Source organism: Streptomyces sp. NPDC007907 (assembly GCF_042959365.1).
In the GTDB taxonomy this organism is placed as follows: Bacteria; Actinomycetota; Actinomycetes; order Streptomycetales; family Streptomycetaceae; genus Streptomyces; species Streptomyces indiaensis.
In genome coordinates, this window is record NZ_JBIBKR010000004.1 from 380,491 (window position 1) to 400,629 (window position 20,139).

At 73.8% G+C, this 20,139-nt stretch carries 16 protein-coding genes; 7 read left to right on the forward strand and 9 right to left on the reverse strand.

Features of this window, described 5'->3' with window-relative positions:
- Positions 1-77 precede the first annotated feature (77 nt).
- The 4 genes from ACFZDI_RS18080 to ACFZDI_RS18095 all read right to left on the reverse strand — a co-directional run bounded on the left by ACFZDI_RS18080 (position 78) and on the right by ACFZDI_RS18095 (position 5,592).
- On the reverse strand, positions 78-1,433 hold the full coding sequence (locus ACFZDI_RS18080) for an FtsX-like permease family protein (protein ID WP_391251607.1): 1,356 nt from the start codon (positions 1,431-1,433) through the stop codon (positions 78-80).
- Positions 1,430-2,116 (reverse strand): ATP-binding cassette domain-containing protein, encoded by a 687-nt coding sequence (locus ACFZDI_RS18085; RefSeq protein ID WP_391251610.1) that lies wholly within the window; start codon positions 2,114-2,116, stop codon positions 1,430-1,432. Before ACFZDI_RS18085 ends, ACFZDI_RS18080 begins: the two co-directional genes overlap by 4 nt.
- Positions 2,113-2,646, reverse strand: coding sequence for a helix-turn-helix transcriptional regulator (locus tag ACFZDI_RS18090; RefSeq protein ID WP_391251612.1), 534 nt, complete (start codon positions 2,644-2,646; stop codon positions 2,113-2,115). Before ACFZDI_RS18090 ends, ACFZDI_RS18085 begins: the two co-directional genes overlap by 4 nt.
- Before the next feature lie 78 nt (positions 2,647-2,724).
- Positions 2,725-5,592 carry a beta-N-acetylglucosaminidase domain-containing protein gene (locus ACFZDI_RS18095; RefSeq protein ID WP_391251614.1) on the reverse strand — a complete coding sequence of 956 codons (2,868 nt, stop codon included), beginning with the start codon at positions 5,590-5,592 and terminating at the stop codon, positions 2,725-2,727.
- Between the two features lie 223 nt (positions 5,593-5,815).
- On the opposite strand from ACFZDI_RS18095, the gene ACFZDI_RS18100 reads away from it, so the two are divergent.
- The 3 genes from ACFZDI_RS18100 to ACFZDI_RS18110 all read left to right on the forward strand — a co-directional run bounded on the left by ACFZDI_RS18100 (position 5,816) and on the right by ACFZDI_RS18110 (position 8,509).
- Entirely contained in the window at positions 5,816-6,073 is a 258-nt protein-coding gene (locus ACFZDI_RS18100; RefSeq protein ID WP_391251616.1) for a hypothetical protein, read from the forward strand.
- On the forward strand, positions 6,074-8,158 hold the full coding sequence (malQ, locus tag ACFZDI_RS18105) for a 4-alpha-glucanotransferase (RefSeq protein WP_391251618.1): 2,085 nt from the start codon (positions 6,074-6,076) through the stop codon (positions 8,156-8,158).
- 63 nt (positions 8,159-8,221) lie between these two features.
- Positions 8,222-8,509 carry a hypothetical protein gene (locus tag ACFZDI_RS18110; RefSeq protein ID WP_234847979.1) on the forward strand — a complete coding sequence of 96 codons (288 nt, stop codon included), beginning with the start codon at positions 8,222-8,224 and terminating at the stop codon, positions 8,507-8,509.
- A 119-nt stretch (positions 8,510-8,628) separates the two neighbouring features.
- Here the strand turns inward: ACFZDI_RS18110 and ACFZDI_RS18115 are convergent, their stop codons facing one another.
- Positions 8,629-9,141: a MarR family winged helix-turn-helix transcriptional regulator gene (locus ACFZDI_RS18115; RefSeq protein ID WP_234847978.1), complete on the reverse strand. Its 513-nt coding sequence runs from the start codon at positions 9,139-9,141 to the stop codon at positions 8,629-8,631.
- A 106-nt stretch (positions 9,142-9,247) separates the two neighbouring features.
- Between ACFZDI_RS18115 and ACFZDI_RS18120 the strand changes: the two genes are divergently transcribed.
- Complete coding sequence (locus tag ACFZDI_RS18120; protein ID WP_391251621.1) at positions 9,248-10,273, forward strand: EamA family transporter; 1,026 nt, start codon at positions 9,248-9,250, stop codon at positions 10,271-10,273.
- 91 nt (positions 10,274-10,364) lie between these two features.
- Here the strand turns inward: ACFZDI_RS18120 and pepN are convergent, their stop codons facing one another.
- Positions 10,365-12,944, reverse strand: coding sequence for an aminopeptidase N (gene pepN / locus ACFZDI_RS18125; RefSeq protein WP_391251623.1), 2,580 nt, complete (start codon positions 12,942-12,944; stop codon positions 10,365-10,367).
- 55 nt (positions 12,945-12,999) lie between these two features.
- Positions 13,000-13,350, reverse strand: a complete 351-nt coding sequence (locus tag ACFZDI_RS18130) for a hypothetical protein (protein WP_391251625.1) — start codon at positions 13,348-13,350, stop codon at positions 13,000-13,002.
- Between ACFZDI_RS18130 and ACFZDI_RS18135 the strand changes: the two genes are divergently transcribed.
- A complete protein-coding gene (locus tag ACFZDI_RS18135; RefSeq protein WP_391251627.1) occupies positions 13,349-13,852 on the forward strand; it encodes a DUF1203 domain-containing protein in 504 nt (167 codons plus the stop codon). The genes ACFZDI_RS18130 and ACFZDI_RS18135 overlap by 2 nt on opposite strands.
- Here ACFZDI_RS18135 and ACFZDI_RS18140 read toward each other — a convergent pair.
- On the reverse strand, positions 13,849-14,865 hold the full coding sequence (locus ACFZDI_RS18140) for an aspartate-semialdehyde dehydrogenase (protein ID WP_234847973.1): 1,017 nt from the start codon (positions 14,863-14,865) through the stop codon (positions 13,849-13,851). The two genes, ACFZDI_RS18135 and ACFZDI_RS18140, sit on opposite strands and share 4 nt — an antisense overlap.
- A gap of 425 nt (positions 14,866-15,290) precedes the next feature.
- Here ACFZDI_RS18140 and ACFZDI_RS18145 point away from each other — a divergent pair, with 425 nt between their 5' ends.
- Together ACFZDI_RS18145 and ACFZDI_RS18150 are read left to right on the forward strand one after the other, a co-directional pair.
- Positions 15,291-15,821 (forward strand): sigma-70 family RNA polymerase sigma factor, encoded by a 531-nt coding sequence (locus tag ACFZDI_RS18145; RefSeq protein ID WP_391251630.1) that lies wholly within the window; start codon positions 15,291-15,293, stop codon positions 15,819-15,821.
- A 1-nt stretch (position 15,822) separates the two neighbouring features.
- Positions 15,823-16,704: a hypothetical protein gene (locus tag ACFZDI_RS18150; RefSeq protein ID WP_391251632.1), complete on the forward strand. Its 882-nt coding sequence runs from the start codon at positions 15,823-15,825 to the stop codon at positions 16,702-16,704.
- Positions 16,705-16,764: 60 nt separating this feature from the next.
- On the opposite strand, the gene ACFZDI_RS18155 is transcribed toward ACFZDI_RS18150, so the two are convergent.
- The gene (locus ACFZDI_RS18155) at positions 16,765-20,076 is read right to left on the reverse strand and encodes a S8 family serine peptidase (RefSeq protein WP_391251634.1); all 3,312 of its coding nucleotides are present in this window, start codon (positions 20,074-20,076) and stop codon (positions 16,765-16,767) included.
- Positions 20,077-20,139: the final 63 nt, after the last annotated feature.

Here is a 20,139-nt window from a genome sequence, read left to right on the forward strand (position 1 = left end):
GCCGCGTGCGGTGAGCCGGCCCCGGGAGTCCCCTGTTCCCCCGGGGCCGGCCGGTCACGGGCCGGCCGCGGTGGCGCTCACGCGTACCGCAGCTCCGCCGGCCGCACCGAGCGGCCCAGCAGGGGCAGCGAGGTCGCCGCGGCGAGCAGACAGGCGGCGTAGACGGCGACGGGCACCAGGGCCGCCGCCCAGGGGAACGGGTGACCGGTGAGCAGCGCGTAACCGGCGGCGACGGCCGTCCCGCCCAGGCCCGCGAGCAGCACCGCCGGTGCCAGCGGCAGCGCGGTCTCCAGCAGCAGGGCCCGGCCGAGCACCGCGCGCGGCACGCCGGCGGCGACCTGCGCGGCAAGACCGCGTCGGCGGGTGGCGAGGGACTCGGCCGTGCCGACGGCGAGGCCCGACAGCGTGATCGCGAGAGCGACCGCGATGGCGACGCCGGTGAGATCGAGGCCGGTGATGTAGTAGTCGGGGCTCTCGGCGAGCTGCTTGCCGGTGCGCACCTCGTCGAGGAGCACCGCACGCACGCCCGTGAAGCCGCCCCCGACGACCGTCACCAGCAGCACCGCCGCGTGGGTACGGGCCGCAGCCCACGGGTCATCGCGCAGCCGCTCCGCCGCGATCAGCGCCGCCGCCGACCGGGCCCGGGCCGCAAGGATCCGTCCGGTCACCCTGGCCGCGGCACCGGAGAGCCACACCGCGCCCGCGCCGACCGCGAGCACCGTGCCCACCATCATCAGTGGCGGCCCGGCGTACGGCCGGTCGGGAGCGGCCGAGGACGTGCTGAGCACGGCGACCAGCGTCACCACCCCGACCAGCACGACCCCCGCCAGGAACAACAGCCCCGGCCCCCGCCCGGTGCGCGGCCCGAGCCGGCGCACCCAGCCCAGGGGCGAGGCGACCACCCGGCGCAGCGCCAGCGCGCCCGCCGCGGCGCCCAGCAGCGGTACGCCGGCCGCGACCAGGGCGATCCCCACCCAGGCCAGGACGGTCGGCCGGTCCCACAGGCGCAGCAGGAGCGGCACCGAGAAGACGGTGGCGACCGCCGAGCCCAGCAGACAGGCCAGGCCGGTCTCCAATGCGGCGATCCGTCGCACCTGCCAGGCCGTCGCCCCGGCCAGCCGCAGCCCGGCCAGCCGCCGGTCGCGGTGCACCGCCCCGATGCGGGCGCACTGGCCGAGGAACCCGAGCACCGGCACGAGCAGGAGCATCAGGCTGACGATCACGCCCGCCCGCGTGCCCGGCTCGTCCAGAAGCCCGGCGGCGACGGGCACGTCGTGACCGCCGCGCAGCGATGCCAGGGCGACGGCGGCCAGTGCGAACCCGGTCGCGAGCGCCGCCCCCGTCGCCGTGAGGGTCACGCGCCACCACTCGCCGCGGTCGGAACCGCGGGTGAGTTCGAAGGCGAGACGCAGATCGGCCTTCAGTGACGTCACGCCTTCACCCCCAGTGCCGCCACGGCCCCGTCCCGCAGCTGGACCTCGCGGTCCGCGTAGGCGGCCACCTGGGCGTCATGCGTGATCAGCAGGACGGCCGTGCCCGCGTCGCGGGCCGTGTGGACGAGGGCCGTCATGAGCTGCTCGCCGGCCAGGGAGTCCAGCGCGCCCGTCGGCTCGTCGGCGAACACCACCCGCGGGCCGGTGACCAGGGCCCGGGCCATTGCCGCCCGCTGTGCCTGGCCGCCGCTCAGCTCGCCGGGCCGCAGGTCCTCCTGGCCCCGCACCCCGAACCGCTCCAGCCACTCGCCGGCCCGGGCCCGGGCCTCGGCGCGGCCGGTGCCCGCCAGCAGCAGCGGCAGGGCGGCGTTGTCCAGGACCGTCAGCTCGGGGATGAGCTGGCCGAACTGGAACACCACGCCGAACTCGGTGCGCCGCAGCTCGCTCAGCCGCTTCTCGGGCAGGTCCTCGAGCCGCCGGCCGTCGTAGGTCACCGAGCCGGCGTCCGGGCGGACGATGCCGGCCAGGCAGTGCAGCAGCGTCGACTTGCCGCTGCCGCTCGGCCCGGTCACGGCGAGGATCTCGCCCGCGTGCAGCTCGACCGAGGCGCCGCGCAGGGCCGGGCTCCGGCCGTGCGCCTTGGTGAGGCCGGTGGCCGAGAGGAGGGGCACGGGTCTGCTCATGCTGCGTCGACCTCCGCGGTCAGGGTGGTGAGCCGGGCCGCCGTGGTGTTCATCCAGCGGAGGTCGGCGTCGAGGTGGTTGAGGGCGTAGTCCGCCGAGAGCACGGTCGTGAGGTCGGCTCCCTTGGCGGCCTTGACCGCCGTGAGTTCCCGCATCCGCTCCATGTGCGCGGCGCGCTGGGCGCTCAGGTACCGGGCCGGGTCGCCGCCCGAGAGGATCGCGACCACGACCTTGGCGAAGATCTCGTTGGCCACGAAGGGCGCGGGCGGTGCGATCTCCCCGGCCCACCGGGTCAGTTCCTCGGTGCCCTCGTCGGTCGTCCGGTACGCGGTGCGCTCCGGACCGCCGTCCGAGCCGGTGCCGTCGACCTCGGCGAGGCCGTCCCGTACGAGGCGCTGCAGGGTCGTGTAGACCTGCCCGTAGGCCAGCGGGCGGGCCTGCGGGAAGCGTTCGTCATGGCGTCGCTTGAGGTCGTAGCCATGGCTCGGACCTGTCGCGAGCAGGCCCAGCAGGATGTGGCGGGTGCTCATGGAGATCATTATGTACTGAGTACATGTACTGAGTGAATAGTGGGCGGCGAGGAACTTCGCGACCCGACCTGCCGAGGTTCACTCGGAGACCGCGTACGCCTCCGCCGACCACAGCGAATAGCCGTACCGCGTCGCCCGCTCATCGCCCTGCACCCGCACGAAGCGCACGTCCCGCTCGTCCATCGGGACGCTCTCCCGGCCGCCCTTGCCGTCCCGCACGGTGGCGGCGGTGCGCCAGCGGCGGCCGTCCGGGGAGACCTGGACGCGGTACGCCGAGGGGTGCGCGTCCTGCCAGTGCAGCGCGACCCGGCCGAGCCGCGCCGGACGGGCCAGTTCGACCTGCCACCAGGCGCCGTCGTCGACCGGGGACGACCAGCGGGTCTCCGGGTCGCCGTCGTTCGCCGCCGACGCGGGGAAGTCGGGCGTCTCGTCGCCCGAGGAACGGGCGGTGCCGCCGCGGGCCAGGTCGGGGCCGCCGGTGGGCGGGACGGCCCGGACGGTGAGCGTGCGGTCCGTACCCGCGAACGCCAGCCGGACCTCGTACGACCGCATCGGGGCGCCGCGTTCCACGGTCACCTCGACGGGGACCTCCACCGTCGTGCCGCGCCGCACGGTCAGCTCGCCCTCCGGCACCCGGACCCGGACGCCGTCGGGCGCCTCGGCGGTCAGCCTGCCGCGCACGTCGGCGGGGCGCAGCGACCCGAGCCGGGCGGTCAGCCGCTCGGTCCGCCCGGTTTCGACGTCCGCCCGGTCGCGGGGCAGGCCCAGGGAGGTGGCGGGGGATCCGGTGAACCAGGGGATGAGGTGGTGGACGCGCGACGGGGCGGGGCCGGTGACCCGCAGGGCGTCGGCCCGTGCCGCGATCCGCACCTCGGTCGCACCGGACGCGTCCAGCCGGCCCGCCTCATGCCAGCCCCGCCCCGGCACGTGCACCTCGACCGCTCCCTCCGTGCCCGGCTCGGTCAGGGCCGTCACGGCGGTCAGCGCCCGCGCCCGCTCCAGGCGCAGGGTGCGGCCGTCACCGGGGTTGCGGGGCGGCTCGTGGTGGATGCCCGACCAGGCCGCGTACGACTTCTGCGCCCGCTGCAGGAACGGGTCCAGCACGCCCGTGCCGACCTCGACCGGCGCCGACCCTAGCCGCGCCCGCAGCGTGCCCAGCCTGCGGTACGCGTTCCAGGCCGCCGCCGCGTCCCCGGCGCGCTGCGCCTCCAGCATGCCGAGCGCGGCCGTGCCCGCCTCGCCGTAGTGGGCGAGCTGCTCGGACCAGGGGGCCACTTCGGCACCGAGGCCGGTCCCCGACAGCCGCCGGGGCAGCTCGCGCAGCACGGTGAAGGCCTCACGCAGCCGCCGCGCGGCGGCGTCGCCGGTGCCCGTGCCGCCCGCCGCGCGGGACTCCCAGTACGCCTCGGTCAGCGGGCGCAGATACGCCGACTCCCCGTCGTCCAGGACCGACGAGGCGTCGTTGCCGGCGAGGGCGGCCAGGGCCTGCTCCCGCCGCGTGTCCCCGCCCGCGAGGTCGGCGATCGCCGCGCGCCAGGACTCCCCGTGGCGGTAGGCGCGCGGGTTCCAGGCGTAGTCGGCGCTGGTGAACAGCGGGATGCGGGAGGCCTCGGGCTGCTGCATCGCGTTGGCGAGCAGGCCGGCCGAGCCGGTCGCGACGGCCGGCTCACGGCCGCGGTACGGGCCGAGGAAGACACGGCCGGGGGCGTAGTCGTTGACCGGGTAGTTGTCCATGGTGACCAGCGGGTGCCCGAACGCCCTGCGCGCCCCGGCCAGTTCGCCGCCCGTGATGGTGCGGGGCACCACCCCGACGCCGGTCCACGCCACCTCGACGCGCGCGGCCAGCTCGCTCGCCAGTGCGCGCCGGTAGTCGGTCGTGCCGTCCTCGTAGTACTCGGTCGGCATCAGGGACAGGCCGGCGGCGCCGGGGTGGCGCTGCGTGAGGTGCCGGGCCACCGCGTTCGCCACCCGGGCCTGCGCCCGAGCCGCCGCCTCGGGGCCGGAGCCGAACCGGTCGGCGTCCGCCCCGCAGTGCCACTCGCTGTAGCTGACGTCCTGGAACTGGAGCTGGAACGCCCGGAAACCCAGCGCCCACATCGCGTCCAGCTTGCGGGTCAGCGCCCGCACGTCGGCGTCCGAGGCGAAGCACATGGCCTGGCCCGGGGCCACCGCCCAGCCGAGCGTGACGTGGTTGCGGCGCGCCCGCTCGGCCAGCTCCCGGAACCGGGCCCGCTGCCCGGCCGGGTAGGGCTCCCGCCAGCGGGCCTGCCGGTAGAGGTCGTCCCCCGGGGCGTACAGGTAGCGGTTCTGCTTGGTGCGCCCCATGAAGTCGAGCTGCGCCAGCCGCTGCCCGTGCGTCCACGCGGTGCCGTAGAAGCCCTCGGTGATGCCGCGCACGGCGCTGCCGGGCCAGTCGCGGACCACGGCCGACGTGATCGTCCCGTCGGGGCGCAGGAGCTGCCGCAGGGTCTGGACGGCATGGAAGAGGCCGTCCTCGCCGGTGCCGGTGAGGAGGACGCCGCCCCGGCCGACGGTCAGCTCGTACCCGCCGGAGGGCAGGGCGTGGCGGTCGCCCGGGCGTACAGGCTCCGTACGCGCGTGCACGGCCAGGGCGCCCGGACCGGCGGTCTCCGGTCCGGCGGTGTCCGTGATCCGGCGGGCCCCGGCCCGCCGCAGCAGCTCGCGCAGGGTTTCCACTGCACGGGGGTCCGCCTGCGCGTCGGTGACGAGGGCGACCTCGTCCGGCACCGCGACCGGGGCGCCGTTCGCGCGCAGCGACTGCGGGCGCGGCCAGACGGAGAGGTCCGCTCCGGTGGTGTCGGGGGCCGGTGTCGCGGCCGGGCCCGGGGGAGAGGGAGCCGCCAGGGCGGCGGGCGGGGCGACGAGGCTCCCGGCGACGACGGCGACCGCGAGGGCCACGGTCCGCTTCCCACGCCGCAGTCCCACAGGCCCCCTCCAGATGCGTTCGACCGGGGGAACGAGCCCACCACTCGTCCGGTGAGGGTGTCAACGAGAGTGGCCTTTGTGACTGAAATGCCGGAATCTTGACTGTGTGGAGGGCAGTGGAATGTGAGCAGAAGCACGATGTGGGATCCAGGGCGTCTGCCTTCGCGTCGACTGGGTAGGGCTGCGATGACCCGTTGAAGTCCCACCCGACAAGGAGGCCCCCGTGGCTGCGATGACTTTCCTTCCGCTCCCGGCCCCGTCCAAACCCGTGGCGGACCCGTCCGCCGACCTCGACGCCCACCACCACGCCGACCCGCGCTACTGCGTCTTCAGCTCCGAGAGCACCCACACCGAACTGCCGCTGACCAGCGAGCCCCCGCTGCCCGACGCCGAGCCCCTCACCAGTGAGCCGCCGCTCGCCGAAGCCGCCCCCCTGACCAGCGAGCCCCCGGCCTTCGTCCCGGACTTCACGAGGATGTAGATGACCGCACCCCGGCCGGCCGACCCGCCCTCCGAGGACCTGTCCCGCCTCGCCGCCCTGCACGGCGTCGCCACCTCCTACAGTCCGTCCCCGGACCGCTCGGTCGCGGCCTCGGCCACCGCGGTCACCCTGACCCTGGCCGCCCTCGGCGTGGACGCGAGCACGCCCGGCGCCGTCCGCGCCGCGCTCGCGTCCCGCGAGAGGGAACTGGGCGAACGGCTGCTGCCGCCGACCGTCGTCGGCTGGGGCGGCGGCCCCCCGGCCGCTCTGACCGCGCTCCCCGCGGGAACCCGGCTGCGGATCGACACCGAGCAGGGCGAGAGCCGCACCGACGCGGACGGCCTGCCGCCCGGCGTGCACCGGCTGACCGCCACCGCCCCCGACGGCCGCACCGCCACCGCCCACCTGATCGCCGCCCCGCCCCGCCTGCCCGCCCCGCCCGGCCGCTCCTACGGACTCCTCGTCCAGCTCTACTCCCTGCTGTCCCGCCGCTCCTGGGGCATGGGCGACCTCGCCGACCTCGCCGAACTGGCCGGCTGGGCCGGACGCTCGCTGGGCGCCGGATTCATCCAGGTCAACCCGCTGCACGCGGCCGTGCCCGGAACCCCCACCGACCCCTCCCCCTACCGCCCCTCCTCGCGCCGCTTCCCCGACCCCGTGCACCTGCGCGTCGAGGACGTCCCCGAGGCCGCCTACGTCGAGGACCCCGGACGCCTGCGCGACCTGCTGGACCGGTCCGCCCGGCTGCGCGAAGCGGTGCTGCGGCAGGGCGCGTTGATCGACCGGGACGCCGTGTGGGAGCTCAAGCGGGAGGCACTGGAGCTGCTCGGCGAGGTCCCCCTCGGTCCCGGCCGGCGCGCCGCCTACTGTGACTTCCTCGCCGGGCAGGGCCAGGCCCTGGAGGACCACGCCACCTGGTGCGCGCTCGCCGAGGTGCACGGCTCGGACTGGCACCGCTGGCCGGCCGGCCTGCGCGACCCGCGGTCCGCCGAGACCGCCCAGGCGCGCAACGGCCTCATGGACCGGGTCGACTTCTGGTCCCGGCTCGCCTGGCTCACCGACACCCAGCTGACGGCCGCGCAGCGCGCTGGGCGTGAGGCCGGGATGCCGGTGGGGATCGTCCACGACCTCGCGGTCGGCGTGCACCCCGGCGGTGCCGACGCCTGGGCGCAGCAGGAGTACTTCGCCGCGGGCATGTCGGTGGGCGCCCCGCCGGACGCCTTCAACGCCCGCGGCCAGGACTGGGGCCTGCCGCCCTGGCGGCCCGACCGCCTGGCCGCGTCCGGCTACGCACCCTTCCGCGAGCTGCTGCGCGCTCTGTTCCGCTACGCCGGAGCCCTGCGCATCGACCACGTCATGGGCCTGTTCCGCCTCTGGTGGGTCCCGCAGGGCCATCCGCCCACCGAGGGCACCTACGTCCGCTACGACGCCGAGGCCATGCTCGCCGTGCTCGTCCTGGAGGCGTCCCGGGCCGGGGCGCTGGTGATCGGGGAGGACCTCGGCACCGTCGAGCCCGGCGTCCGCGAGGCGCTGCGCGAGCGCGGTGTGCTCGGCACGTCCGTGCTGTGGTTCGAGCGCGACTGGGAGGGCGACGGCCGTCCGCTGTCCCCCGAGAGCTGGCGCTCCGACTGTCTGGCCACCGCCACCACCCACGACCTTCCCTCCACGGCGGCCCGCCTGACCGGAGAGCACGTCGAACTCCGCGACAGCCTGGGGCTGCTGACCCGCCCCCTGGCGGAGGAGCGCGCCGAGGCCGCCGCCGACACGGGGGAGTGGCTGTCCCTGCTCTCCCGGCTCGGCCTGCTGCGCGGCACGAGCGGCGGCGGCGACACCTCCTCGGAGGAGGCGGAGATCCAGGCCGTCCACCGCTTCCTGTTGCACACCCCGGCCCGCATGATCGGCGTCTGGCTCCCCGACGGCGTCGGCGACCGCCGCCCGCAGAACCTCCCCGGGACCTGGGACCAGTACCCGAACTGGCGCCTGCCCATCGCGGACGCGCAGGGGCGGCCGGTGACGCTGGAGGACCTGGCGGCCTCGCCGCGTCTGCACGCGCTGATGGAGGTGCTCAGGGAGGGCGGGTCGTGAGCCCGGGGGCTCTTACGGCACCCCGGGCGCGCGGCCCCGGTCGGCGTTGGATATTTTGACACCGTGGACAAGAAGAACGCCCTGCGCGCCGGCGCCCTGGCAGCCGGTACGACGCTGATGATGCTGCTCCTGTCGTCGCCCGCCTCCGCGCTCGCGCGCGACGACGGTGACGACCCCGGCTCGGGCCTGAACGTCATCGAGACGCTGGGCCTCTTCGTCTTTGCCCCGATCGTGCTCTACCTGGTCATCGCCGGACTGGTGATGGTCGGCGACAAGACGCACAAGAAGAAGGACCCGACCAGCTCGAACATCGCCACCAAGGCCGAGGCGAAGAGCGAAGTCAAGGCCTGATCCGCGTTCTCCACGAGGGCGCCGCCGCGAACACCGCGGCGGCGCCCTCGTCGTGTCGGGCCTGCCGCGCCCGGGTGTGTCAGGCCTGATACGCGCCCGCGCCGCGGCGGGGGCCTGTGTCAGGGCCTCTCCGTGCCCTGAAGCAGATCGCGCAGCAGATCGGCGAGCTGCCCGGCCCGCGGCGCGCCCAGGACGGACAGTGCCTCCGTCTGGACCGCCAGCCCCGCCCCGACCGCCTCGTCGACCAGTGCGAGGCCCTCGTCGGTGAGCGTGACCTGCAGCCCGCGCCGGTCGTGCGGGTCGGGGGAGCGGCGCAGCAGCCCGGCCCGTTCCAGCTTGTCCAGCCGCCCCGTCATGCCGCCGGTGGTCAGCATCAACGTCGCGGACAGCTGCCGGGGGGAAAGTGTGTAGGGCTCGCCGGAGCGGCGCAGGGTCGCCAGGACGTCGAACTCCCCGCGGGAGACGCCGAACGCCGCGTACACCCGCCCCACCCGCTCGCCGATCGCGTGGGAGAGCCGGTTGATCCGGCCGAAGACCTCCATGGCGGCGGTGTCCAGGTCGGGCCGGACCGTCGCCCACTGGCCGATGATCGCGTCGACGGGGTCCTTGCGCTGCTCCGGGCGTTCGCTCATGGCACGAGTATCGGCCGCACCTCGGTCACCCGCAAGAAAGTAGCTTGACGGAAAGTTGCTTAGCGGTAAGCTACTTTCTGCTGACCTACTCAGAAGGGTGTCTCCCATGGCCCTCTCCCGCCCGGCCCTCATCACCCTCACCGCCCTCGCGCCCGTCTCCTGGGGCACGACCTACGCGGTCACCACCGAGTTTCTCCCGCCCGACCGCCCCCTGTTCACCGCCCTCGTGCGCGCCCTGCCCGCCGGCCTGCTGCTGCTCGCCGTCGCCCGGGTGCTGCCGCGCGGCGCCTGGTGGGCGAAGGCGGCGCTGCTCGGCGCGCTGAACATCGGTGCCTTCTTCCCGCTGCTGTTCCTCTCCGCCTACCGGCTGCCCGGCGGCCTCGCGGCGGTCGTCGGCTCGGCCGGTCCGCTGTTCGTGGCCGGACTCTCGGCGCTGCTGCTCGGACAGCGGCCGTCGGCGCGGACACTGGCGGCCGGGGCCGTGGCCGCGTTCGGGGTCAGCCTCGTCGTCCTGCGGGCGGCCGGGGCGCTGGACGCGCTCGGCCTGCTGGCGGCCGTCGCCGCCACGGCGTCGATGTCCACCGGCACCGTGCTCACCCAGCGCTGGGGCCGCCCCGAGGGCGTCGGGCCGCTGGCGCTGACCGGCTGGCAGCTGACCGCGGGCGGCCTGCTCATCGCGCCGCTCGCCTTCCTGGTCGAGGGCGCCCCGCCGGCGCTGGACTGCCGGGGGGTCGGCGGCTACCTCTACCTCGCCCTCGCGAACACGGCCCTCGCGTACTGGCTGTGGTTCCGCGGCATCGGCCGGATGACCGCCACCCAGGTCACCTTCCTCGGCCCGCTCTCCCCGCTGACCGCGGCCGTCGTCGGCTGGGCGGCGCTCGGGCAGGCGCTGACGCCGGTGCAACTCCTCGGGATGGGCCTGGCGTTCGGGGCGACGGTGGCGGGGCAGTTCGTCACCAGGCCGCCACGCACCCCGGACCGCGCCGCGAAGGTCCTCGCCGAACCGGTGGGCGTGGGCGTGCGGGACCGCGCCGCGCAGGCTCTCGCCGAACCGGTGGGCGTGCCGGACCGCGCCGCGCAGGGTGGCCGTACCGAACCGGCGCGCGTGCCGGACGGAGGGCTGCGACGGTAGGGGGGAGCTCCGTCCGCCGCGGCCGGAACAGGCGGAAGGGGCGCCCGGTACCCACCGGGCGCCCCTTCCGTAGTACGGGAATCCGCCGGGACTACTCCCCGGCCGCCGCGTCCGCCCGCTGGGCCCGCAGGGCGCGCTCGACGCCCGCGCGGGACTCCGACACCAGGCGGCGCAGGGCCGCGCTCGGCTCGGCGGAGTCCAGCCACGCGTCCGTCTTGTCCAGGGTCTCCTGCGAGACCTGGACCGTCGGGTAGAGGCCGACAACGATCTGCTGGGCCATCTCGTGGGAGCGGGACTGCCAGATGTCCTTCACCACCTCGAAGTACCGGTCCGCGTAGGGGGCGAGCACCTCCCGCTGGTCGGTCTGGACGAAACCGCCGATGACCGCCTCCTGCACGGCGTTCGGCAGCTTGTCGGAGTCGACGACCGACGCCCACGCATCGGCCTTGGCCTCCGGTGTCGGACGGGCCGCCCGGGCCGTGGCGGCGTGCCGCTCACCGGCCGCCGTCCGGTCCCGCTCGTACTCGCCCGCGATCTCCGCCTCGTCGAACCGGCCGACCGCCGCGAGCCGCTGCACGAACGCCCAGCGCAGCTCCGTGTCGACGACCAGACCCTCGATGGTCTGCGAGCCGTCCAGCAGCGCGTCCAGCAGGTCCAGCTGCTCCGGTGTGCGGGCCGTCGCCGCGAACGCGCGCGCCCACGCCAGCTGATGGTCGCTGCCGGGGGCCGCCGCCCGCAGGTGCGCCAGCGTCGCGTCGGTCCAGCGGGCCAGCAGCGCCTCGCGGGCCGCCGGGTCGGCGTACAGGTCGATCGCCAGCTTCACCTGGCGCTGCAGCGACTGCACGACACCGATGTCGGACTCCTTGCCGATGCCGGACAGCACCAGCGACAGGTAGTCGCGGGCCGCGAGCTCGGCGTCCCGCGTCATGTCCCAGGCCGACGCCCAGCACAGGGCGCGCGGCAGCGAGGACTCGAAGTCGCCGAGGTGCTCCGTGACGAAGGCCAGCGACTGCTCGTCCAGGCGGACCTTCGCGTACGACAGGTCGTCGTCGTTGAGCAGGATCACGGCCGGGCGCTGCTGTCCGACCAGCTGCGGTACGGCCGTCAGCTCGCCGTCCACGTCCAGCTCGATCCGCTCCCGGCGCACCAGCTTGCCGCTCGCCTCGTCCAGGTCGTACAGGCCTACCGCGATGCGGTGCGGGCGCAGCGTCGGCTCGCCCTTCGCGCCGGCGGGCAGGGCCGGGGCCTCCTGGCGGATGCCGAACGACGTGACGACACCGTCGGCGGCCGTTTCGAGCTCCGGGCGCAGCACGTTGATGCCGGCCGTCTGGAGCCACTTCTCCGACCAGGTCTTCAGGTCGCGGCCGGAGGTCTCCTCCAGCGCGCCCAGCAGGTCCGACAGGCGCGTGTTGCCGAAGGCGTGCCGCTTGAAGTACGCCTGCACGCCTCGGAAGAACTCGTCCATGCCGACGTAGGCGACGAGCTGCTTCAGGACGCTGGCGCCCTTGGCGTACGTGATGCCGTCGAAGTTGACCAGGACGTCGTCCAGGTCACGGATCTCCGCCATGATCGGATGGGTCGACGGCAGCTGGTCCTGCCGGTACGCCCAGGTCTTCATGGAGTTGGCGAAGGTGGTCCACGCGTGCGGCCACCGGCTCCCCGGCGCGTGCGCCTGGCAGGCGATCGAGGTGTACGTGGCGAACGACTCGTTCAGCCACAGGTCGTTCCACCACTCCATGGTCACGAGGTCGCCGAACCACATGTGGGCCAGCTCGTGCAGGATGGTCTCCGCGCGCATCTCGTACGCCGCGTCCGTCACCTTCGAGCGGAACACGTACTGGTCGCGGATGGTCACCGCGCCCGCGTTCTCCATCGCGCCCGCGTTGAACTCCGGCACGAACAGCTGGTCGTACTTCTCGAACGGGTACGCGTAGTCGAACTTCTCCTGGAACCACTCGAAGCCCTGCCGGGTCACCTCGAAGATGGCGTCCGAGTCGAGGTACTCGGCGAGCGAGGGACGGCAGTAGATGCCGAGCGGGACGGACTGGCCGTCCTTCTCGTACACGCTGTGCACGGAGTGGTACGGGCCGACGATCAGCGCCGTGATGTACGTCGAGATGCGCGGCGTCGGCTCGAAGACCCAGACGTTGTCCTGGGGCTCCGGGGTGGGCGAGTTGGAGATGACCGTCCAGCCCTCGGGCGCCTTCACGGTGAACTGGAAGGTCGCCTTCAGGTCCGGCTGCTCGAAGCTCGCGAACACCCGGCGGGCGTCCGGCACCTCGAACTGGGTGTAGAGGTAGGCCTGGTCGTCGACCGGGTCGACGAACCGGTGCAGGCCCTCGCCGGTGTTGGTGTACGCGCAGTCGGCGACGACCCGGAGGATGTTGCGTCCCTGGAGCAGACCGGGCAGGGCGATCCGGGAGTCCGCGAAGACCTCGGCCGGGTCGAGGGAGTCACCGTTCAGGGTCACCTCGTGCACGGCCGGCGCCACCAGGTCGATGAACGACTCCGCGCCGTTCCCGGCCGTCACGTCGAAGCGCACCGTGGTCACGGACCGGTAGGTGCCGCCCTCCTGCGCGCCGGAGAGATCGAGCTCGATCTCGTACGAGTCAACGGCGAGCAGCTGCGCCCGCTGCTGCGCCTCTTCGCGGGTCAGGTTTGTGCCAGGCACGCGGTCATCTCCTCGTTATGGGTGGGTTGCGTCATCCTTCCACGGAGGCCGGGCGTCAGGCGACGACCTGGGCACCTGCTAGGGATACCCCTCGGGAGGCGAGGGTCCGGGCGAACTCACGCACCCCGGCGGTCGCACCGTCCCGGCGCCGGACCAGGCCGAGCACCGACTCCGGCACGCCTTCCACCGGCATGAACGTCACGTCCTCGCGCCGGCGGTACGCGGCCGCCGGCCGGCACACCAGCGTGCCCGCCCGCCCGGCCGCGATCGTCCGGGGCCGGCCGGGGAACACCGGGCCCGGCACGAGGTCCGGTTCCTCGACGGGCAGCAGGACGACCGTCGGGAGGAGAGCGACGTCGGGAATCCGCCGGTGCCCCGGCCCCGCGCGAGTGAGCCTGAGGGGCATGACGACGACCGCGTACACCGCCCGCCCCATCGCCCCGCCCGCGCTGAAGGAACTCCGCTCGGCGGACGACGCGGGCCGTCCGACGGCCCCGTTCACCGACCGCGAGGGCGGCGCCCCGCTCCGCTGCTGCCTGCGCCACAGCGCACCGGGCGAGCGCATCGCCCTGGTCTCGTACGCACCCCTGCGTCGCTGGGCGGCGCAGACCGGCGCCGCACCCGGGGCGTACGACGAACAGGGCCCCGTCTTCATCCACGCCGAGGACTGCGGGGGGCCGGACACCGACGCCCTGCCCTTCACGCACAGCCACCGCACGGTCCGCCGCTACTCGGCCGACGGGCGCATCCTGGGCGGACGGCTGGTCGAAGGCACCCCCGCCGCCTTCCCGCACGCCCTCACGGAAGCATTCGACGACCCGGCCGTGGCGCTCGTCCACGTCCGGGCCGTCGAGTACGGCTGCTTCCTCTACGAGGTGCGCAGGGGCTCCGAGAAGGGCGGGGACTAGCCCTTCAGCTCGGCCGCCACCAGCTCCGCGATCTGCACCGCGTTCAGGGCCGCGCCCTTGCGGAGGTTGTCGTTGGAGACGAACAGGGCCAGGCCGTTGTCCACCGTCTCGTCGCGGCGGATGCGGCCGACGTAGGACGGGTCCTTGCCGGCGGCCTGGAGGGGGGTCGGGATGTCGGAGAGCTCGACGCCCGGGGCGTCCTTCAGCAGCTCCGCCGCGCGCTCCGGGGAGATCGGGCGGGCGAAGCGGGCGTTGACCTGGAGGGAGTGGCCGGAGAAGACCGGGACGCGCACACAGGTGCCGGAGACCTTCAGCTCGGGGATCTCCAGGATCTTGCGGGACTCGTTGCGGAGCTTCTGCTCCTCATCGGTCTCGTTCAGACCGTCGTCGACGAGGTTGCCCGCGAAGGGCAGCACGTTGAAGGCGATGGGGCGCTTGTAGACGCCCGGCTCCGGGAAGTCGACCGCTTCGCCGTCGTGGGTGAGCTTCTCGGCGTCGGCGACGACCTTCTGCGTCTGGCCGTGCAGCTCGGCGACGCCCGCGAGGCCGGAACCGGAGACCGCCTGGTACGTGGCGACGACCAGGGCCTCCAGGCCCGCCTCGTCGTGCAGCGGACGCAGCACCGGCATCGCGGCCATGGTCGTGCAGTTCGGGTTGGCGATGATGCCCTTGGGGCGGTTCTTGATCGCGTGCGGGTTGACCTCGGAGACGACCAGGGGCACCTCCGGGTGCTTGCGCCACGCGGAGGAGTTGTCGATCACGACCGCGCCCTGCGAGGCGACCTTTTCGGCCAGCGCCTTGGACGTGGCACCGCCCGCGGAGAACAGCACGATGTCCAGGCCGGTGTAGTCGGCGGTGGACGCGTCCTCCACGGTCACGCCGTCCAGCTGCGACCCGGCGGAGCGGGCCGAGGCGAACAGGCGCAGCTCGGTGACCGGGAAGTTCCGCTCCGTGAGGATCCTGCGCATGACCGTGCCCACCTGTCCGGTGGCTCCGACGATTCCGACCCTCACGGTGACTCCCTCTCCTGCGTCTCTTCACGTACTCGTTGCTTGGCCGAGGCTTTTCCATCATGCGGCCGACCACGGCCCGCCTGTCCACTTCTTTCCCCGGTCTGCCCGGAGAGTGGGACGGCCTGTCCCGCTCCATGATTGCGGACCTGCGGTGTCAACCCCGCTGAGCTGGAGGAATTCGTCCGGCAGGGGTCGTGCGCCGCAAGCTCGCCTGCCCATGCCGGTCCCGGCCACACGGAAGTGTGATGTACGCCTCTGCCGCTCGGTGGCCGGATCCGGGCGGCCCGCGACGGAACTCGACCGAAAGAACACCGAACGTTCCGGGCCGTGCCGGCGTCGTAGGAGAAACACGGCTAGGGGGGTGGCTTGTGCTGCTGCGCGGGAGGGCCCGGCGGGCCCGGGAGGCGCATACGGGGTCCGGTGACGTGCCACCGAGAGCGGGCGATCACCGGAGCGAGTCCGATCCGCTGTCCGATCCGCTGGACGCGGCACAGGAGCGCCGGGTGCGGGCGGTGCTCGCACTCGGGGGAGTGCCGCAGGCGGACCTGCCGGACGGGGTGCAGCAGGTCCGCCTGCGGCTGCTGGAGCGGGCCGCGAGCGGCCGGGAGGCGCCGCGGGACGTCTCGGCGTGGGCGGCGGTCGTCGCCTCCAACCTCGCCATGGACTGGCACCGGGCCAAGCGCCGCCAGGAGCGCCTCGGGGAGCGGCTGGCCGCCCTGCGCCAGACGGAACACCCCTCGGGGGAGGACAGCAGCGTGCTGTCCGTCGCCGTCGCCCAGGGCCTGGACGAGCTGCCCGACGCCCAGCGGCAGGTCGTCGTCCTGCGCTTCTACGCCGACCTGCCCGTCCGGTCCATCGCCGAGCAGCTCGGCATCCCGGAGGGCACGGTCAAGAGCCGGCTGCACACGGCGGTACGGGCCCTGCGCGCCCGCCTGCACGAGGACGAGGTGGTGTGACGTGAGCGCCCCGCACGACAAGGCCGGGTACGACGGGCCCGACGCGCTCATGGCGGCCGTCACCGGGGAGGCGCCACCGCGCGAGGCCCGGGCGGACGACGCCTTCATGGCCGAGTACCGGTCGGCGGCCACCGACGTGGCGCTGCTGCGCGAGCAGCTGGGCCTCATCGGGCAGGCACTCGCCGAGCCTCGCGAGGAGCCGGGTACCGAGACCGGCGCCCGGAAGGAGCCCGGCTCCGGGACCGGCGCCCGGAGTGAGCCCGGCTCCGGGACCGGGCACCGGAGTGAGCCCGGCTCCGGGACCGGAGCCCGCAAGGACCCCGGCTCCCGGACCGACGGTGCCGCCTCCGTGACGCCGCTGTCCGCGCGCCGCAAGCGGCCCGAGCCCCTGGCCGTGGCCCTGAAGGGCTTCGTCGCGGCCGTCGGGGCCAGTCTGGTGATCGGCATGGGCTGGCTCGTCGTGCACAGCGGCGACATGGGCGCCGCCGACGACCGGGGCGGGTCGGCCGCCTCCGACAGCTCCGCCGACCGGCCGCACACCGAAGGCGACGCCAAGCTCGGCCACGCCGGGTACCTCGCCTGTGCCCGGCTCGTGGTCGAGGGCACCGTCGCCGAGGTCGAGCCCGTTCCCGGCGCCGGCCAGAACCGGATCACCCTGGACGTGACGCGCTACTACAAGCCCGACAAGGGCCGGGCGCGGATCACCTTCCCCCTGGAGCCCGGCGCCGAGCCCTCGCTGCGGGCCGGTGACCACATGCTCGTCGGGATCTCCGGCGGGCAGGCCCAGCCGGACATGTGGGCGACGGAGGAGAAGGAGATCGCCCGCGACCGGGCGTGGATCACCGAGGCGCTGCCCGCCTCGCGCACCTTTCCGTGCCGGTGAGGAGCAACGAGAAGGGCGGGCGCCCGTAAGGACGCCCGCCCCGCGCTCGCCGTGGTACCGCTACGGCAGGACCTTCTCGATCTTCACGCTGCCCACGCCCGCGGCCGTGCCGCGCGCGTTGACCAGCTGGACCTGGCCGAAGAACTCACGCCCCTCGGGAGCGGCCGCGGCGGCGGTGACGCTGCCCGAGACGGTCGCCGAGTCGCCCGTGCCGAGCTTCACCGGCGCCGATCCGTCGACGGTGACGCTGCCGAGGGAGGGGGAGAAGAACACGTCCCGGTAGTCGTACTCGGTGGTGCCGGCCGGCACGGCGTAGCCGACGACCTGGATCGAGTACGTGCCGGCGGCCGGGGACGGGATGGAGACCGACTCCTCCGAGTCGCCGTCGGCGGAGCTGCCGACCTGCGTGCCGGACGCGTCGTACACGGCGAGGTCCAGGTCGGCGGCGTTGTCCGACACCGAGCCGATGGCGACGTCGAGGGACTTGGCGCCCGCGGGCACCTCCACCTTCGTGGTCTGCGTCTCGCCCTGCTTGATCGAGGGGCGGGCCGCCTTGGCCGAGCCCAGCGGGCCGCCCACCAGCTTGCCGTCGAGCGCGGCGAAGCCGTTAGTCACCTTCCAGGAGGCGGCGGCCGGAGTGCCGACCTTCGCCTCGGGCACGGTCACCGTCTCCGGGTCGAAGGCCGCGCCGAGCACGGCGACGTCCAGCTGGTACGGGTTGTCCAGCAGCGGCGACGTGCGGCGCGACTCGACCTCGATCTCCCAGACGCCCGGCTGCGGGTCGGCGTAGGAACGCACGTCCGGACGGCAGGTGTTGGCCGGGTTGACGTAGTTCGGGTAGCAGTTGACCGTCGACGACGGGTCCGACGGCGTGCCGTACGGGTGGATGGAGATGAACCGGGTCTGGCTCTTGTCCTTCAGCCCGCTCATCGCGACCTCGAGCGTCTTTGCGCCCTCGGGGACGGTGACGAAGTAGTGCCGGGTGCTGTTGCGCTGCACCGAACTCTTCGCCGTGTACGTGTACTTCAGCGGCGCGGCGACCACGACCGTGCTGAGGACCTGCCGGTCGATGCCCTCGGTCCTGGGGTCGTCGACCTCCAGGATGGCGCTCTTGATGCCCGCGGACTTCGGCGCGGCCTGGACCTTGACGGTCACCGGCTGGTTCAGCGGCAGCTTCACCTCGTCGGAGCCGACGACGCGGAACGTGCCGCCCGCGTTGTTCTCGAAGTGCAGCTCGTGGCGGATCGCCTTGTCGGCGCCGGACGTACGGGTCAGGGTGATCTCGTACGTCTTCTTCTGGCCGGCCTTCAGGCCGCCCTCACGGTCGTACAGGCCCGTGCCGAAGCCCGGGGTCTTCAGGAACTGGTCGATCGCGGTGTCGACCGGCGCCTTGACCGTGTAGGAGTGGGAGGTCGCGTCGTCGCGGATCGCGTCCCAGGCGTCGGGGATGTTCATCAGGCCCGCGCCCTCCTCGTACGCCTGCACACCCTTGATGTGGTCGGCGGTCGAGGTGAGGGCCGTGCGCAGGGTCGCCGGCGTGAGGTCGATCTTCTTCTGCTTGGCGGCCGACACCAGCAGCGCCGCGGCGCCCGTGGCCTGCGGGGAGGCCATCGAGGTGCCCTGGAGCATCGAGTAGCCGGCCGGCAGGGAGTAGCCCGCCTCGGCGACCGGGGAGCCCGGCAGCCAGGTCTGCGTGGTGTTGATCGCCGCACCCGGGGCGACCAGGGTCGGCGTGAAGCCGCCGTCCTCACGCGGGCCGCGCGAGGAGAACGGCATCATCGCGTACTTCTTCTCCACGACCGAGCCGTAGTTGGCGGCCCAGGTCTCCTTGGAGACGGACGCGCCGACCGAGATGACCTTGTCGGCCAGGGCCGGGTCGCCGATGGTGTTGGCGCCGGGGCCGGAGTTGCCCGCGGAGATCACCAGCTGGACGCCGTAGGTGTCGATGAGGCGCGTGTACAGCTCGGCGCGCGCGTTGTTGCCGTCGTTCAGCGCGGGCAGGCCGCCGATGGACATGTTGACGATGTCGACGCCGCGCTTGGTGACGAGGTCGATCATGCCCTCGGTGAGCGCCACGTTGGTGCAGCCGCCGGACCAGGTGCAGGCGCGCGAGGAGACCAGCTTGGCGCCGGGGGCGGCGCCGTTCATCCTGCCGCCGAACAGGCCGTTGGCGGCGGTGATGCCGGCGACGTGCGTGCCGTGCTCGGACTCGATGACGCCGATGTTGACGAAGTCGGACTTCTTGCCGACCCAGGAGCCGCCCAGCGGGTCCATCGGGACGTCCTTGCGGATCTCCACGACGAACGGCTGCCGCTCGGCGACGTCGGTCTTCGGGTCGTCGGTGCCGAAGTACCCGACCTGCTGACCGTCCTTGTACGGCTTCATCGGCGCGTCGTCGCCGAAGTCGTTGTTGTTGTTCAGGTCGACCCGGACCGTGCCGGTCGTGGCGTCGTACAGCACGCCCCAGACGTCGGTGGTGTCGCCGTCGCGGTTGGCGTCGCCCTTGGCGTCGCCGCCGGCGGTGTACGACTCCTTGAAGAGGCTGACGGCGTAGGAGCCCGCCGGCGCCTTGTACGACTGGCCCTGGTAGCTGAAGGCCGGGCCGGACACGGCCGTGACCATCGGACGCCAGGTGCTGTCGTTGTCGATGATCGGATCGGTGGCCGTCACCCAGTCGACGATCTTCCGCTCACCGGTCGTCGTCTTCTGCAGCGCCGGGTGGCCGAGGTCCACGCCGGAGTCGAGGATGCCGATGGTGACGCCGCGGCCGTCCGCCTTCGGGTGGTCCTCGACGAAGTCGACCGCGCCCGTCTCGAAGGACGGGTTGTACGGGTTCTCGGCCGGGGTCTTCTTCCCCGGCGCGGGGTACGTCCCCTGCGCGGCCTCGGCGCCCTTGGCGGTGTCCGCGCTCGGCGTCGGGTCGTCCAGCGGGATCTCCTCGCGCAGGTCGATGCCGTGCACGGAGGACAGCTTGGCGGCGGCGGCGATCGCCGCGTCCGCCTTGGCCGTCGGGACGGTGGCGCGGACGTAGCCCAGCTTGTCGTCGGCCCGGCCCACCGAGCCGCCCTTGACCGCGTCCAGCTGCCCGGCGACCTGCTCGGTCTTCCCGGGCGCGGTGGCGATCATCATCGTGACGGTCTTGTCGCCGTCGGCCTTGGCCTCCGAGAGCAGGTCCGCGTCGTCCGAACCGAGCTTGGCGGGTGCGGACTTCACGCCCGGGTCGGCCGGGGCGTCCGCGCCCGGGCCGTCGGCGGAGAAGGCCAGCGGGATCGGCCCGGCCGCGGAGAGCGCGGCGACGAGACCGGCGGCCACGGCGACGCGGACCACGCGTCTCGGGCCCGATATCTGATCGCGCGGAGTGGGAGGGGTCATCGGCATCCCTTGTAGGTAAAGGAACGAGCGGGAAGCGGCCGGGGCCGATCAGCCCTGGTCGCA

Bases quoted from the DNA above. Each gene is read 5' to 3' on its own strand.
- ACFZDI_RS18130 (WP_391251625.1), bottom strand. From the start codon at position 13,350: ATGCCCCTCAGGCTCACTCGCGCGGGGCCGGGGCACCGGCGGATTCCC.
- ACFZDI_RS18115 (WP_234847978.1), bottom strand. From the start codon at position 9,141: ATGAGCGAACGCCCGGAGCAGCGCAAGGACCCCGTCGACGCGATCATC.
- ACFZDI_RS18135 (WP_391251627.1), top strand. From the start codon at position 13,349: ATGACGACGACCGCGTACACCGCCCGCCCCATCGCCCCGCCCGCGCTG.
- ACFZDI_RS18155 (WP_391251634.1), bottom strand. From the start codon at position 20,076: ATGACCCCTCCCACTCCGCGCGATCAGATATCGGGCCCGAGACGCGTG.
- ACFZDI_RS18085 (WP_391251610.1), bottom strand. From the start codon at position 2,116: ATGAGCAGACCCGTGCCCCTCCTCTCGGCCACCGGCCTCACCAAGGCG.
- ACFZDI_RS18090 (WP_391251612.1), bottom strand. From the start codon at position 2,646: ATGAGCACCCGCCACATCCTGCTGGGCCTGCTCGCGACAGGTCCGAGC.
- malQ (WP_391251618.1), top strand. From the start codon at position 6,074: ATGACCGCACCCCGGCCGGCCGACCCGCCCTCCGAGGACCTGTCCCGC.
- ACFZDI_RS18120 (WP_391251621.1), top strand. From the start codon at position 9,248: ATGGCCCTCTCCCGCCCGGCCCTCATCACCCTCACCGCCCTCGCGCCC.